We start from the raw sequence: 15,087 nt of genomic DNA, 5'->3' as shown, positions 1-15,087 counted from the left end.
GATTGGACATAATATTAATTAAGATTTCACTATTTGCGCCTAATTTAAAAATGCTGAACTGGAACGAAATAATTAGTGGACTTGTCTTAGCTGTTGCGGGTTTTGTTTATGCTACATTTTTTTTTGTGGTTCTTCCCTTCAGACAGTACAATTATATAGCACCAATTTGGGCGATAGGAATTGCGCTCTGCCTGACGGTAGCAATGAATTGGCTACTATCTGAATCCTTGCTGACTGGGTGGATTTGGGTAGCTGCATTATTTGGTTTTCAGATACCCCTGATGCTTTTTTGTAGCGAGTTTCTGGGAGATGGACTCTTGCTGCCGAGTCTGTTGTTTTGCGGAACAATGATAGTAGGAGTTGCGAGCGTTTATACCAATTTTTCACAACCAAAAACACTGTTGATTGTGAGTTTGTGTACAGTATTTTTCCTAACTTTAATGTACATATCTTTCATTGGTGGCTATGTGCTCAGAGGCAAAAATCCGTTTCATGGTTCTTCAAAGCAAATGCTACCGCTGTTGAATCACAAGGTAGAAATTCACACTGACGATCCCAAACAATTGCAATTCAATGGTAAAACAGGCGAACTCACTCAGATTGACCGTTATGAAGTGACAGTAAAACTAGATGACGAGAAATTAATGTGGCCTTATGTCCAGGTTTGGTGGGAAGATGTCAAGCCTGCTAACTAACAGAAATCCTCAGAATTGTTCATTTCCCTCCGGGCTTTCTGTCAAGCAATTTTAATAAACCCGCACTGACTAAACCTCCTAAAATTCCCAGAAACAGACTCAACACCAGAACTTGATGGGCCGACATGGGATTTTGCGGGCTAGCGGGGCTTTTGATTTGGCTGGCGTAGATGCTGGCGGCGACTCCGCTAGTCGCAATTCCTACGCCCACTGTACCAATGGTAAAGTTTAAAGTGCGATCGCCCTTAGCCCTCTCAATCTCGATAATCCCCTCCACAGTTTCTATGGCATTTTCCAACAACCGCAATCCCGCACTCAAACTTCTATTATCCGCCTCAACCTGTGTCACATACTTTTCCTCAGCAAAATCGCTGAAACTCGCCAAAAACTTTAACTCGTTTTGATTGTTTCCCATTCTTTCGGCTATGGTTTCTAGCCGTTTATTATAGTTGTTGAGATTAGTTTTAATCGTATTTTCTTGTTCTTCCAATCGACTAATATAGTTAGCATAAATCGAGAAAATTGTCAAGCAATTAACCAAATTTTGCTGTAATTGTTTGAGGTCAACTTTAGCAGCATTGACTTGTTCTGGCAGTTGGCTGACAATCTCTTGAATCTTCCGCGAAGCATCCTTGAGGTCAGATTTAAGTTGGCGGCTTTGTTGATAAGCCCAAATCACCTTATTGCGGTATCTAAATAATTGGAGGAACTGCGGATAAAGTTTAGTCATTGTTTGACTGGTAGTAGCAATTGATGCCTCGCCACTGTTAGGAAACAAGCAAATTAATACATGATAATTTTGGCTGATATTGCCTCTATCTCCCGGAGGTAGCCACAATTCATAAAAATTTGCTCCTAAGAATTGCCCGGATGCTTTTAAATCTCTATCCCATTTAGCATTTGGGACTAACTTAAGTTTGTTGTAGCAATTTTTGGCTGTTTCTAAAGCATCTTGGTCATTAGCAGTCAATTCACCCCAAACTAGCCAACTTTTACCGATAGTAGCAGGTTGAGTCAAGCGCGAGAGAATTGTTTCTTTCAGCCATTCCAAACAGTCGATTTCTTTGGCTGCAAATTTCTTGTCGGTGTCGGGTTCTATTTTGCCGGATAAGTCAAACTGCACCGCATAAGTATCGCCGAATTTGACAGGATAAGCATAGCCATCGAGGGGAGATTCAAATGGTGCTACTTTTTGGTCACCGAGTAGTAAATCGATATAATCACCGATTTCGGTTTCAGCTTGTTCGATTTGTGTTTGTTGGGGCTGCGAGAGTTTTTCGCCATAGATTTTTTGCCAAAATTGCTGGCGGTTTTGGCTGATTTTGTCCTCAGTTTGCCCGATACCGTCGGCTAAATCGTAGACAAATAAATCTACTGTAGGGTAAATCAGCAAATTTTCGTTAGTCATGGGCGAAATTGTTTGCGATTGACGATAAAATTGTATCCCGACTTGCTTGCACTGAATCCCCAGCTTGCAAGATTTGTCCGAGAAATTGTCTTAACCCTCGCGGCTTAACTTTAGTATCGATTTGATTGATGATTTTTGGCAAATTTGTTAAATCGCTGATATCGCTGGCGGCGTTATCACTTTCGGGGTTAGTAGTGTTTTCTTTTTCAAACTCGCTATCCGGCAAAACATCTAATCCTTTGCTACGTTCATTGCTATGATTCATCAACCAATTATGAGTATCTTCATAAGCAGCTAGCAGAGGGGGATGCAATTCGGCAAGTCTTTCGATATCGATAATTGTGAAAGTTTCATCAATTTTATTAAACTCTGATTGAACTGCTGCGGGTAGCGGTTCTGTTTGTTGGAGTACCGCGCCAATAAAAGCTGTAAAAATATCGTCATTATTGTTTTTCATCATAATCCAGTTAGAGTGAAAGCTGCCCAGTAATACGGATGCTGATAAGGTCGATCTAATTCCATTTTAGCCAAGTTTTGCCGATTGCTTTTAAAGAATCGGCGCAAGCTAACTTCAACTTCAGAAAGTTCGCTGCTGTTTTCGGAAATCTTGTCAATTTCCCGCTGACACCAAGCGGCTAAATCTTCGCCTGTGGCTGATTGCAGCCATTTTTGAGAATTTGCTAAAGCGACGGGCAACTCATCGCCGCCTTCTTGCCAGCGTCGGTAAAAGTCTATCATTAATAACGTACTCGCCCCGGATTCGACTGGCCACAGGGTACTGACGACACAGCCAACTCCCGCCCGCATGAAACCGCTGATTAATCCTACATATTCCGCGAGAATTGTTTGCTTGTCTGTGACAGCCGTTTCGCAGGCGGAAAGGCAGATTAATTTGTAGTTACTGAGGTTGAGTTGGATGATTTCTTTGACTGTGAGTCGGTGAGTATCGCTTAAGTATAAAGTTGATTGTTGAGGATTGTCAAAATTATAGCTACCGTGTCCCGTAAAGTGAAAAATGTGGTGCGGCTGTGGCAATATTTTTGTGACTTCATCGAGGGTAGCTGCATTTTCTCCGCGTCGGGTAGAGTTGGCAAACATTCGGCAAATGATTTCGGATTCTATCTCGGCGGCAGGTAAAGGAAGCAATTCTTTTCGTTTGCCGTTTTCATCAATGATTATACTGTCGGGATTTTCGATACTGAGGATAGAGTTTTTATCGTTTGTATCATGTGTCTGATCCCCCCTAGCCCCCCTTAAGAAGGGGGGGACAAGAGTGTTCAAAGTCTCTCTTGTTTCGGGGGGAGAGACTGGAGTGTTCAAAGTCTCTGTTGTGTCGGGGGAAATCGGCGCACTCAAAGTCCCCCTTCTTAAGGGGGATTTAGGGGGATCGGAACTTGGAGATAAGCGAGAAATTTCGGAGTTCAACCGATGTTTTAAATTCAGTCCAAATTGAGCGCTAGGCAAATAGGTAATTACAAACTCACTGCTAAATAAAGCATGAATCGGGAAGCGGTGCAAGTCGCGGTGAGGAATCAGAATTAAGTTGGTAATGCCGCTTGATTGTAATTGCTGTTCGATGTTTGCAATCTGCAAAATATCTTTGAGGCGTGCAAAATTACTGGGCATTCCCGCGCGCCAAGGATGGTTTTGTTTGTTGGCTGGTTCCTTGGATTTTTCTTGATAATCGGCATATTGTTGGTTCCATTCTTTCACCCATGCTTCAAATTCATCTGGGGATTTGCTATAACAGTCTTCTGGCGACAGCAAGCCATCGGATTTGATGATGAATGTTGTTAATGCTGCATCGCTGAGATGCCAGTAAATGGCGCAGGTTGTGGGATTGAGAAGTTGCTGAATTTGAGGGTGAGTGACTGTTGCTTCTGTTTCTTCTTGGTAATCGGGGATTGGTAAGGCGTTTAGCAGCCAAGACAGGCAGACATTTTTATCTTGTTCTGCGGTTTCTAAGGCTTCGGTTAATTTGCCAGACTGAATCAAAATATTTACGGTTAATTGTTCAAACCTAACCAATTTGTCGGCGAGTTTTTCTTCGCTGAGTTGGGAATAGTTTTTATCTGTCAGTAAGCGATGTAATAAATCTGTTGCGTCTCGTCGCAGTTTATTCGCTTCTTCAAGTTCCTTTAAGCCGACTAAGGTTTTGATTAAATCCTGCAAGACTTTTAGATGCAATTGCAGGAAAGCTTCTTTAGTTAAGGTTTTGAGTGCTGCTTTGTAGCTGGTAGTGGCTTGATTCCAATAGGTGTAAGGATAATTTAGTTTGCCTCGATTGTAGTGAGCATTTCCTAGTGCTTGATGCAGTTTTCCATAGCCTTCGGGATGGGTTTTTTCTTGGCAATACTGCAAGCCTGCTTCTAATGTGAGTATTTGCCCTTCATAGCCGCGTTTATTTAGGTTGGGATTTGAAATGGTGCGAGTTACTGGTGGAGAAGCAGGGAATTTGAACTGCAACATTTCATAAATAAAGTGGTTATATATAGAGGCATTACTGGAGGCAATACTTCGACTAATCCAGGCTTCGTGTAAATCTGGTTTAATTTCTAAGGCTTTGTCGTAGGATGTGATCGCCTCTTCTAAATTTCTTGAATCAATCAGTACAATGCCCCGATTGTACCAGGCTTTGTAAAAATCTGCTTTAATTGCTAAAGCTTTGTCGTAGGATGTGATCGCCTCTTCAAACCTTCCCAACTTATAGAGTACAATGCCCCAACCGTTCCAGGCTTCGGCATAATCTGGTTTGATTTCCAATGCTTTTTTGAACCAAGCAAGACTACTTTCAAAATCACCTAATTCATATTGTTCTATCCCTCGCTTATACCAAACCTCAGCCTCCCCATCAACTTCCCCTTCTCCCTCACCCTCCCCAACCGGAGATATCCGAAACTTAACCAATATCTCCCTACCAACATTCCCCGCCGCCTCTCCCAATTCTCCGCCGCAAATTCCCCCCAACAACTCCAGCCGCCGCGCCAATTCCCGAAGCGATGCCGCGTACCCGCCCTCCTCAGTTGTTTCTCCATCAATTGCTAACCGTCTTTTCCCAAACCGTCGCAACCAGTCAGCCAATTCAGTATCTCTGAGGCGTTTTGCGAGTAAAAATCCCTTAACATCGCCACTCCCCCAGCCGGCATTTACCCCTTCCAGGAGTTCCATCAACTTCGCCTCAAATTCCGCATCCGTCAGAGTTGGTGGCTGGTGAGGCGTTTGAGGCGGCTCAATCTCCGTTGAAGGGCGATTTTTTGGGAAGATTCGCTGAAATAATTGTTTGAGGAATTGCCAGATTTTGTCAAACATTGACGAGGTTGTGGGGTGACAATGTTTTTATTATAGCTGTAGGGTGTGTTGGTATAGGGGATTTTTGAATGCGATACGATAATTTCAGAGCGACGCACCTGCGCTATTCAAGGGCTTGTGGAAACAAACCTAATACTTGCACAACTCACGCACGCCGAGGCCAGAAACCGGGTTTCTTCGTATATTTCTAGTTGAGAAACTAAGATTTTTCAGAGAAACCCGGTTTCTTTGGGTAAGGACTTACTTCATATTAGCGCTATGTTGTAAGCTTGTAGGGTGCGTCAGGAGTGAACACTGACTGGACAAGAGAAACGCTTTATGTACTGACGCACCCTACTATCGTCTTTTAAATGCCCAACAGCTTATTAGCCCTATTTTTAAGGTGCGTCGCTCTGAAATTGTTGTTCTTTTTTGAGATGTTTTCGAGGGCGACGCACCTACAAATACTAAGATTTTTCAGAGAAACCCGGTTTCTTTTGGTAAGTCCTAATTTCTTTATATTCGCCCTATGTTTAAGGTGCGTCGCTATGAGGTTTTTCGTTTTTTTATAGATATTTTCGATGGCGACGCACCCTACAAATACTTGGGTTGATAATACTTTGAGTTTTTGGGTTTGGTGACGAGAAATACCGAGAGAAACCCGGTTTCTGAGATTTACGCCCGGGGCAAGAAACCGGGTTTCTACGAGTTTTTGGGTTGGATGACGAGAAATACCGAGAGAAACCCGGTTTCTGAGATTTACGCAGAATATATCTCAAATGGGTTCTACATTATCAATTCAAAGCTGGGGCTGTTCCTTTTACAGGTATCACAATTGCGGGTTTGTTGGGAGATTTTTTGGGGAAAAGTGCCTTAAGTGCGGCTTCGAGAGTTTCGGCCATGACGATGCGGTTTTCGTAGGCGACAATTACTCTGATTAATGTTGGTAAGCTATTCCGTTCTGCTTCTAAATACAGAGGTTCTACGTACAGCAAAGATTGTTCAATGGGAATTACTAATAAGTTTCCTTGAATTGCTTTTGAACCTTGCCGGTTCCAGAGAGATATTTGTTCGGAAATAACCGGATCTTGATTGATTAAAGCTTCGATTTGTTCCGGGCCATAAACTGAGCGCTGTTTGGGGAATTGGTACAAGAGCAATTTACCGTAATCATCGTCGTCCGATCGCCCTGCAATCCAAGCAATTAAGTTATTGCGACTGACTGGCGTAAATGGTAGCAGCAAAATAAACTCTTCTGATGTTTCCGTCGGTAGTTTGGTAATCAAATAATACGGTGCTACTGGCTGCTGTTCGCCACCATAAATCTCGTTGGGAACTCGCCACAAATCCTCCCGATTGTAAAATACCTGCGGGTCTTCCATGTGATATGTTATTAACCGTTCCGATTGAATGCTCAACAAATCTATGGGATATCTGATATGTTTGCGGAGAGCGGGAGGCATTTTGTCAAGCGGTTTGAACAGTCCGGGAAAGATAGCTATCCAAGTTTTAATAATCGGGTCGGAAGGATTGGCAACGTAGAAGTCTACAGACCCATTGTATGCGTCTATGACGACTTTTACGGGGTTGCGGATGTAGTTAAATTCGTTTCTTCCTGGATCTGAATAGGGGTAGCGATCGCTGGCTGTATAGGCATCGATTATCCAGTAAAGATAGTTGGGATATTTATTATTTACGGAGGGTGACGGTTTAGTTTGGTTGCTACTTTTATCTAACTTCTTTTCTATTTCACCTTTACTGAGATTGGCATTGGCTACTACTAAATACGGGTCGGAATCGTAGCGCAAAAATGGAGCGATCGCCCGGACTCTTTTGTTAATATTGCGGCGGTACAGCACCTTAGTTTGTGGCGTAAAATTGCGGGTTAGGGCGATTGGCCAATTTTTGAGATAACTAGCAAATAGCAAGCGCCGCCAGATTGAGCCGATCGCAATTCCGCCCTTACCGCTGTAGGTATTGTAAACATTGTCTTCGCCACTGGGATAGTCGAATTCCTTGACTTTTGTCGGTGCGATGGCGTCTGTATCGGTGACTTCGCCGTAGTAAATGCGCGGATAGCCGATCGGGATACTGGCCCGAATGCGATCGCTAGTTACATCTAAAGGACTTTCGCCACCATCGGCATTAATGCCAATATCTTTGACAAAATAATCGGGTAAGCCGCCGACGCCGACTGTGTTTACGGGAGAAAGAGTAAAGCCGTAACCGTGAGTGTACACCAGATGTTCGTTTACCCAAGTTTGAGCTTCCGGCGCAACTGCTGCATAATCTAGTTCCCGCGCCGCCAGAATTACTTGCTGGCTTTCCACATCTTGCTTTTGTTCAGATGCTTTTTTAACTGTATAGCGATCGATATCGGCATCAGGAAATGTATAATAAGGTCGAATTTGCTGTAACTGTCGGTTGGTTTGCAGCAGCGGTCGCTTGTCCCAGAGGCGGATGTTGCTAATCGTCAGTTTATTTTTTTCTAAGTCTTGATATGTAAGTTTTCCGACTGGATCGAAAGTTTTAATTTCGATTTTTTTGAGGTCAAATGCTTCTTGGGTAAAGGCGATGCTGCGCTGGATGTAGGGCTGTTCCCTCGCTAGTTCGTTGGGTTTTACTACGAGTTGCTGCACAATTTTGGGCAGCAGCAAACCTAGAGATAAACTTAAAGTTAAAAATACTAAAATGATGTTTTTAAAGTTATTATTGTTGATTTTTAATTGGAAAACAGGCCAAAGCATGAAAAGCGCGATCGCCCCAGCCACCACACTCAAAAATCCATACACAGGAAGCCGCACTGTCACGTCAGCATAATTCGCCCCGTAGGTAACGTCTCCACGCGAGTACAGCAAGGCGTAGCGCCCCAGCCAGTACCGGAATGCGGTGGCTACCATGAAAGCGGCGCCTAGCCCGTACAAGTGCCGCTGTTGCGATCGCGAAAACCCCAAAAATATGCCTTGACTCAGGCTGTTTCCCGCCAGCAAATAGGTTAAAGCGCAAGATACTAAACCGTACAAAGATACAACCGTCAACCCGAAGCTTAACAACTCTAAGGTTGGCAAAATAAAGACATAAAAGCTCAGATCTTGACTAAAAATTGGCTCTGTGATGTTAAAGTTACTAGGGTGGAAAAATTGCAAAAGTTTTGTCCAGCGACTGGCGACAATTAGCCCGATCGCCAAACTGAGCACGAGGGCGATCGCCCGCAGCGACAAATCCGGCTTAATTGCTACAGCAAACATCATCCCCAGCAGCAAGCCCAACTGCCACGAGTTAGCAAATAGTTGCACCACCCCAAGCTGGATTGACTTAAATCCAAACTCAATTGGCGGTGAAGACAAACCGCCAACTATCCTAAAATCGCCGATGCTATCGGTAGCTAAGAGCCCGCAGTAAATTACTGTAAAAGTTGCGATCGCACTTAATCCAAGTACCGCCAACAGCAGCCAGGGAAATCCAATTTGAGATTTAGCAGCAGGCGATTGATAATTTTTCCCCGTGTTTCTGCCACTTCCTGAAGCGATTAACTGCCACAAAACAGGTGGTTTGATGTTTTCGGTGGGATTTTGCAGGCGGTGGGCTAGGGCTAAATTTCCCAGGAGAAAGGCGGAAGATGCAGAAATTGCGATCGCGCCCAGCAATCCTTGAGTTTTCAGTTTTAACAACAAAACCTGAAGATATCCAACTTCCTCAAACCACAGCATTTCTGCCGCAATTCGGGTAGAAAATTCAAAAACTAACCACAGCCCTAGAAGCAGTAAAGTTAGTTGAGAAATTCGCTTAATACTCATTAGTCATTAGTTGGGAAGAGTCATTAGTTGGAAAGAGTCATTAGTCATTACTCATTTAAACTGGTTCCAAGGCTCTGCCTGGGAACCGATATCCAGAGGCTCTGCCTCATCTAAAAATGGAGGCAGAGCCTCCGGATCTGCGTTACCAGGCTGGAGCCTGGTAACAAGTAAAACCCTAAATTTGAGTTAAGAAACCCCATTACTTAATGAGCAAATGGGTAATATCATGTCCGGTCGATTAGCATAACAATAAAAGTTCGTAGTGCGTCCTGGCGTCCGCTCTCAGGCTGCGGACGCCAGGACGCACTACGAACTAATCTTATCGCTCTCAATCGACCGGACATGATATAAGTCCTAATTATGCAAAACATCACCAATGACCAATGACTAATGACTAATGACCAATGACTAATGACCAACTAACTATACTGCTGATTCACATCCACATCCAAATTAAACAGCGTTTGCAAAGTCTGCATCGCTTGTCGGCGCGCCTCTATATCCTGCTGAGCGCGCAACTGCACCATCGGATCGTGCAAAATTTTATTCACAATCCCTCTTGTTAAAGATTCAATCACATCTTGATGTTTTTCCGAAAATTCCGAACCCAGACGCGATAAAGCTTTTTCTAACTCTTGTTCCCGAATCAATTCGATTTTATCTCGCAAACAGCTAATAGTAGGCACAGTTTCCAGACTGCGCCACCAGACATCAAAAGCCTCTACTTCCTGTTCCAGCAAGCCTTCAGCTTCCATTGCCATTTTGCGGCGGCTTTCGTGATTTTGAGCTACCACTGCTTTCAAATCGTCCACATTAAACGACTTGACGTTAGCGACTTCCTTTGCATCCGAGTCAACGTTGCGCGGTACAGAAATGTCCACCAACATCAAAGGGCGATCGGGTTTTAAAACAGCTTCTAATTTAGCTTTATTTAACAACGGATCTGTAGCGGCTGTACTGGTGAACACCAAGTCAGAATCCGCAATCACCTGCATCATGTCCGAGAGCAAATGCAAGTGCAATGTAGCATCTTTAAACAATCCCGCCAATTCTTCAGCGCCCCGCATCGATCGATTGACGATCGCAATATGGCTCGCTCCTTTCGAGAGCAAATGCTGCACCAACAAGCGCGACATCTTCCCAGCACCAATTATCGCAATCCGGCTGGTTGCTAAATGCTGCCCTTTCATGTGAGCCAATTCTGCCGCCGCCGAACTAATTGAAACCGCACCAGTACCGATGCTAGTTTCGGTGCGAACCCGCTTCCCGGCGGTGAGAGCTTGTTTGAACAAGCGCTCTAAAATTCTGCCAACACCTTTGTATTGCTGGGCGAGTTTGTGAGTTTGTTTCACCTGAGCCAAAATTTGTCCTTCTCCCAGCACCAAACTGTCGAGGCCAGCAGACACTCGCATCAAGTGCATTACCGCATCTTCGTGCAGCAAAATGAACAGGTGAGGGCGCAAAGACTGCAACGGAAGTTTACTGCATTCGGAAAGGAACTGGATCACCTCTCGCACCCCAGGCTCCGACTCGCTGGTAACAATATAAATTTCTAAGCGGTTGCAAGTGCTGAGGATGGCAACTTCTTGGATGTGGGGGTAGCCGCGCAATTGGGCGATCGCCGCTTCAATCTTTTGTTCTGGAATGCTGAGTTTTTCGCGAACTTCAACTGGCGCTGTTTTGTGGCTGAGACCTACGACTGCAATATTCATATTTGTGATTTGTCACTATTTATTTCTTAGTTATCAACAGTCACCTGTGATTAACTCTTAGTTTATCGCTAATTGTTAATCACCGGTGACCATCAACGGTTAACATTTAAAAATTAACATTTAAAATTCAACTGTTAACCGCTAACTAATGACTAATTCAATTGCAGAGATTTCGGATGGTCAAACATATGGATTGTATCCACAAACCGAGCAGTCTTCGACTGAGAAGAAATTACCAAGCTTTCAGTACGAGCGCCGCCGCCAAAGAAGCGAACTCCGTTCATCAGCGTTCCGGGAGTAATTCCGCAAGCTGCAAACAGCACAGTTTCTCCAGATGCCAACTCTTCAGCATTGTAAATCTTGTCTGGATCTGTGATACCCATCTCTTTAAGGCGGGCGAGATTGCTCTCTTTGCTTTCACCGATCAAACCAGTTTTGACAACAGCCGGATCGTAAATCAACTGTCCTTGGAAGTGACCGCCCAAGCAGCGCATTGCTGCTGCGGAAATCACACCTTCTGGTGCTGCGCCAATACCCATCAGGGCGTGAATGTTGGAACCAGAAAACGCGCAAGAAATCGCTGCCGAAACGTCGCCGTCGCTGATCAGTCGAACTCTTGAACCCGCTGCCCGAATTTCATTAATTAAATCTTTGTGTCGGGGGCGATCCATGACCACCACCACCAAATCTTCAATACTGCGGCCGAGACAATCAGAGATAATTTTGAGGTTTTCAGTTGGTGTTTTGCGAATATCTACATGATTTTTCGCAGCCGCGGGAGCAGCCAATTTGTTCATGTAGAAATCAGGTGCAGCAAACAAACCACCTTTTTCGGAGATTGCTAAAACTGCCATCGAACCGTTTTGACCGTAAGCAACCAGGTTAGTACCTTCGCAGGGGTCAACAGCGATGTCAATTTCGATCAATTCATCAATGTTGCAGACATCTTTAGCATCTTCGCGAGTACAAATACCTACTTGTTCGCCGATGTAAAGCATGGGTGCGTCATCGCGTTCGCCTTCACCGATCACGATGCGGCCGCGCATATGAATTTTGTTCATGCGTTCGCGCATGGCTTCTACAGCTACGCGATCGGCTTCATCTTTTTCGCCTTTGCCCATCAAGCGAGCGGAAGCAATGGCTGCCTGCTCAACTACTTCGATAATCTCTAAACCGATTACATTGTCCACGAATTAGATCCTCCCAACTAAGTCCTGCGTGCCTTGTGCTCTGTTGCACTCCCAGCCATCAAGTTTATCAGAGGCGGGGATCTCTGCGAGCGCAAGCAGTTGGTTTGTTTGTGTTAACTTTTGCTTCTTTGAGACTGGGGCGTGAGAAATGGCGATCGACAAGCTGAAGGCTCGATCGCCCGAATGCTTGACTCTTGCTCGGGCGATCGTCCTACACAGCCCCGCCCGATCCTGAACTCGCGGACTCTCGGAGGTGGAGGGAGCCCAGCAGTAAGTTTCGATCGCGATCGTAAATCCGCCGTCCCACAATCGGGATAGACTAAAGTGGATGAGCTGGGAGCAAGCAAAAATGATGATGAAAGCCCAAGATATTATGACAAAGGAAGTTGTCACCATTCGTGGTTCGGCAACGGTAGCTGAAGCAGTGGCGATGATGAGCGAACTGTGTCTGCGCGCGTTAATCGTGGAACGCCGCCACGAACAGGACTCCTACGGCATTGTCACGGAAACGGATATTGTTTACAAAGTAACAGCCTACGGAGTAGACCCGCAAAAAGTCCGCGTTTTCGAGATTATGACCAAACCCTGCATCACCGTAAATCCAGACTTGGGCGTCGAATACGTGGCGAGGTTGTTCGCCAATACCCGCATCCGCCGAGCTCCAGTAATTAAGGACACACTGCTTGGCATTATTTCGGTAACGGATATATTGACAAAAAGCGATTTTGTTGAGAAGCCGAAGAGTGTTGTCTTTGAGGATGAAATTCAAAAGGCGATCGCGGATGCTAGAACAGTCTGTTCCCAGAAAGGCGCTACATCTAAAGAGTGTGCTGTAGCTTGGGACATCGTAGAGGAAATGCAAGCTGAGGCCGCTCACCAGCGATCGATCAAGCTTGACAAAACGGCTTTTGACGAGTATTGCGAGGAGAATCCCGACGCGGCCGAAGCGCGGATGTACGACAGTTAATTTAGTCATCACTAATTAAGGTTTGTAGTGAGGACTTTAGTCCTTTGACTTGGAAGAGGACTAAAGTCCTTACTACGAACCTATTTTATTCAATTACTTGAATGCACTCAGGAGTGTCTTTGGTGGGATTGTTGACGATCGCACTTACGGCATTTGCTGTCATGGCTGCGGCAGTATAGGGCTTTAATAGCGGCAAAACTTGCTGAGCGCTAACAGCAGGATCTAGCCACTCTTCCCAAGCTTCCTCAGGGAGAATCACCGGCATTCGATCGTGGACTGGCTGCACTGTGGAGTTAGCAGCGGTAGTAATTATACTGCAAGATACAATCTTTTCTGCTTCTGGAGATTCCCAATTTTCCCACAAACCGGCAAAAGCAAAAGGTGCGCCCTGGGCCATTTGAAAATAATAAGGCTGTTTGTGTTTTAAGAGCGGCAGCCATTCGTAGAAACCGTCAGCAACTATCAAACATCGCCTGTGCTTGATGGCGCTGCGAAAAGCAGGTTTTTCCGCTACAGTTTCCGATCGCGCATTTATCGTCTTGCTGCCTATTTTCATGTCTTTTGACCAACTTGGAATCAAACCCCAGCGCATAAATTGGAACTGTCGTTGAAGTTGAGGAGAAGCTGTAACTGTCGCTACTGATTGAGTTGGGGCGATATTGTATCGCGGTTTAATGTCGGGAACTTCCGACAGTTTGAAGTATTCGGCGATGATTTGAGCTGATGTAGTTAAAGTGTATCGTCCACACATAATTGCTCACATTATTTATAGTTGATAATACGGTTCGTAGTGAGGACTTTAGTCCGCATCCCGAGAAGGACTAAAGTCCTCACTACGAACCTATACGAACCTATTTGATTGCGCCTGTCGAACTCTCCTAGTAACTACAAGATTGTGCTTAATTCGGGAATTTTCGCAGCCAGCCATTCTGCGCGCAACTTTTCAATAGCTAATTCTTTGAATTTAGCTTCTACTTCAATCCAAGGAGCTTGATAATAGCTCTCAGGCATTTCGGTAATTAAATCGCTGTGGCGCGGATCGGCAAAAAATTCTTTTCCGTTCGATATGTGGACTAATTGTAATTCAGGAACTGACCAAGTAGTGCGGGCTGCTGCGAGCATTTCGGCGACGTTTGGATCGTCGTAACTTTCTAAATGTTCGTGAATGACGTGGTGGTGCGCGTCAAAAACCATCGGTACAGCAGTATCTAGACAAACTTCTATGATTTCTGAGGAACTGTAGGCGTATTCGTCATTTTCAAAGGTTAAGCGCGATCGAATAGATTCGGGTAAGTCGCGGATGACTGATTTGAGTTGCGTGGCGCGATCGCCCTTACCGCCGTGAATGTTCATTAGTGCGTAGGGCGATCGGGGCTGTTGCAACATATCTAAAATTAAAGCATGAGTTGCCAGAATTTTAATGCTGTTTTCCACGACATCCGGCTTGTCGGAACTGAGGACGACGAATTGATCGGGGTGGAGTACCAAACGGATGTTGAGGGAAATTGCGCGATCGCCCGTATGGCGCAATTCCTCAGTCATGGAGTGTAGCACCGCTTCCCCCAAATCAGTATCTGCAAAAGGGAAGAGTGCAGAAGTCATGCGGTAGAGCTTAATCCCATTAGCAGCACAGAAGTCGATCGCTTTGTCAAGTCTTTTTAAGTTATCTGCATACAACTCGCGCAACACTTTTTCTTGTTCGATTTCTGTTAGCTGCAACAGCCGCTTCCGCGTGACTGTGCGGAAACGAACTGCATCGGATGTGGTGATACAGACCAATCCTAATTCTGGCTGTTTTTTACTTAATAACACTTGGTTAATATTGCTCATTTCTCACCTAATAAAATCTATCTCTAATCTTATTTTAACATAGGTTTGTAGTAAGGACTTTAGTCCTTAGTTAGAAATTTGGAGGGACTAAAGTCCCCACTACAAACCTGAATCTAACTATAGTTTCTAGTTTAGACTTAGTTGCTGCGGGCGATCGCCTATCTTAAGTCAGAGATGTGCTTAAGTGCATCGCACAGCAG

The 15,087-nt window shown here is 44.8% G+C and carries 11 protein-coding genes; 3 read left to right on the top strand and 8 right to left on the bottom strand.

Annotated elements, in window-relative coordinates:
- Window positions 1-50 precede the first annotated feature (50 nt).
- The gene (locus QUB64_RS20200; protein ID WP_333272383.1) at window positions 51-695 is read left to right on the top strand and encodes a hypothetical protein; all 645 of its coding nucleotides are present in this window, start codon (window positions 51-53) and stop codon (window positions 693-695) included.
- Between the two features lie 19 nt (window positions 696-714).
- On the opposite strand, the gene QUB64_RS20195 is transcribed toward QUB64_RS20200, so the two are convergent.
- The 6 genes from QUB64_RS20195 to glpX form a co-directional block, all read right to left on the bottom strand.
- Window positions 715-2,103, bottom strand: a complete 1,389-nt coding sequence (locus tag QUB64_RS20195; RefSeq protein WP_333272381.1) for a hypothetical protein — start codon at window positions 2,101-2,103, stop codon at window positions 715-717.
- On the bottom strand, window positions 2,096-2,563 hold the full coding sequence (locus QUB64_RS20190; protein ID WP_333272379.1) for a hypothetical protein: 468 nt from the start codon (window positions 2,561-2,563) through the stop codon (window positions 2,096-2,098). The genes QUB64_RS20195 and QUB64_RS20190 overlap by 8 nt, the downstream gene beginning before the upstream one ends.
- On the bottom strand, window positions 2,560-5,412 hold the full coding sequence (locus tag QUB64_RS20185; RefSeq protein ID WP_333325133.1) for a CHAT domain-containing protein: 2,853 nt from the start codon (window positions 5,410-5,412) through the stop codon (window positions 2,560-2,562). The genes QUB64_RS20190 and QUB64_RS20185 overlap by 4 nt, the downstream gene beginning before the upstream one ends.
- A gap of 773 nt (window positions 5,413-6,185) precedes the next feature.
- Complete coding sequence (locus tag QUB64_RS20180; RefSeq protein WP_333272371.1) at window positions 6,186-9,188, bottom strand: UPF0182 family protein; 3,003 nt, start codon at window positions 9,186-9,188, stop codon at window positions 6,186-6,188.
- A gap of 419 nt (window positions 9,189-9,607) precedes the next feature.
- Window positions 9,608-10,900, bottom strand: coding sequence for a glutamyl-tRNA reductase (locus QUB64_RS20175; RefSeq protein ID WP_333272369.1), 1,293 nt, complete (start codon window positions 10,898-10,900; stop codon window positions 9,608-9,610).
- A gap of 152 nt (window positions 10,901-11,052) precedes the next feature.
- Window positions 11,053-12,090 (bottom strand): class II fructose-bisphosphatase, encoded by a 1,038-nt coding sequence (gene glpX / locus QUB64_RS20170; RefSeq protein WP_333272366.1) that lies wholly within the window; start codon window positions 12,088-12,090, stop codon window positions 11,053-11,055.
- 141 nt (window positions 12,091-12,231) lie between these two features.
- Here glpX and QUB64_RS20165 point away from each other — a divergent pair, with 141 nt between their 5' ends.
- Both QUB64_RS20165 and QUB64_RS20160 read left to right on the top strand, forming a co-directional pair.
- Complete coding sequence (locus QUB64_RS20165; RefSeq protein WP_333272363.1) at window positions 12,232-12,408, top strand: hypothetical protein; 177 nt, start codon at window positions 12,232-12,234, stop codon at window positions 12,406-12,408.
- Between the two features lie 31 nt (window positions 12,409-12,439).
- On the top strand, window positions 12,440-13,057 hold the full coding sequence (locus tag QUB64_RS20160; protein WP_333272433.1) for a CP12 domain-containing protein: 618 nt from the start codon (window positions 12,440-12,442) through the stop codon (window positions 13,055-13,057).
- 85 nt (window positions 13,058-13,142) lie between these two features.
- Here QUB64_RS20160 and QUB64_RS20155 read toward each other — a convergent pair whose 3' ends face one another.
- Window positions 13,143-13,808 carry an SOS response-associated peptidase gene (locus tag QUB64_RS20155; protein WP_333272361.1) on the bottom strand — a complete coding sequence of 222 codons (666 nt, stop codon included), beginning with the start codon at window positions 13,806-13,808 and terminating at the stop codon, window positions 13,143-13,145.
- Between the two features lie 134 nt (window positions 13,809-13,942).
- Window positions 13,943-14,887, bottom strand: coding sequence for a UV DNA damage repair endonuclease UvsE (uvsE, locus tag QUB64_RS20150; protein WP_333272359.1), 945 nt, complete (start codon window positions 14,885-14,887; stop codon window positions 13,943-13,945).
- Between the last annotated feature and the right edge of the window lie 200 nt (window positions 14,888-15,087).

Origin of the sequence: Microcoleus sp. Aus8_D2, from assembly GCF_036702665.1 — a bacterium.
Lineage (GTDB): Bacteria > Cyanobacteriota > Cyanobacteriia > Cyanobacteriales > Microcoleaceae > Microcoleus.
Note: the sequence above shows the minus strand (reverse complement) of the source record. Positions and strands in the feature narration are given on the sequence as shown.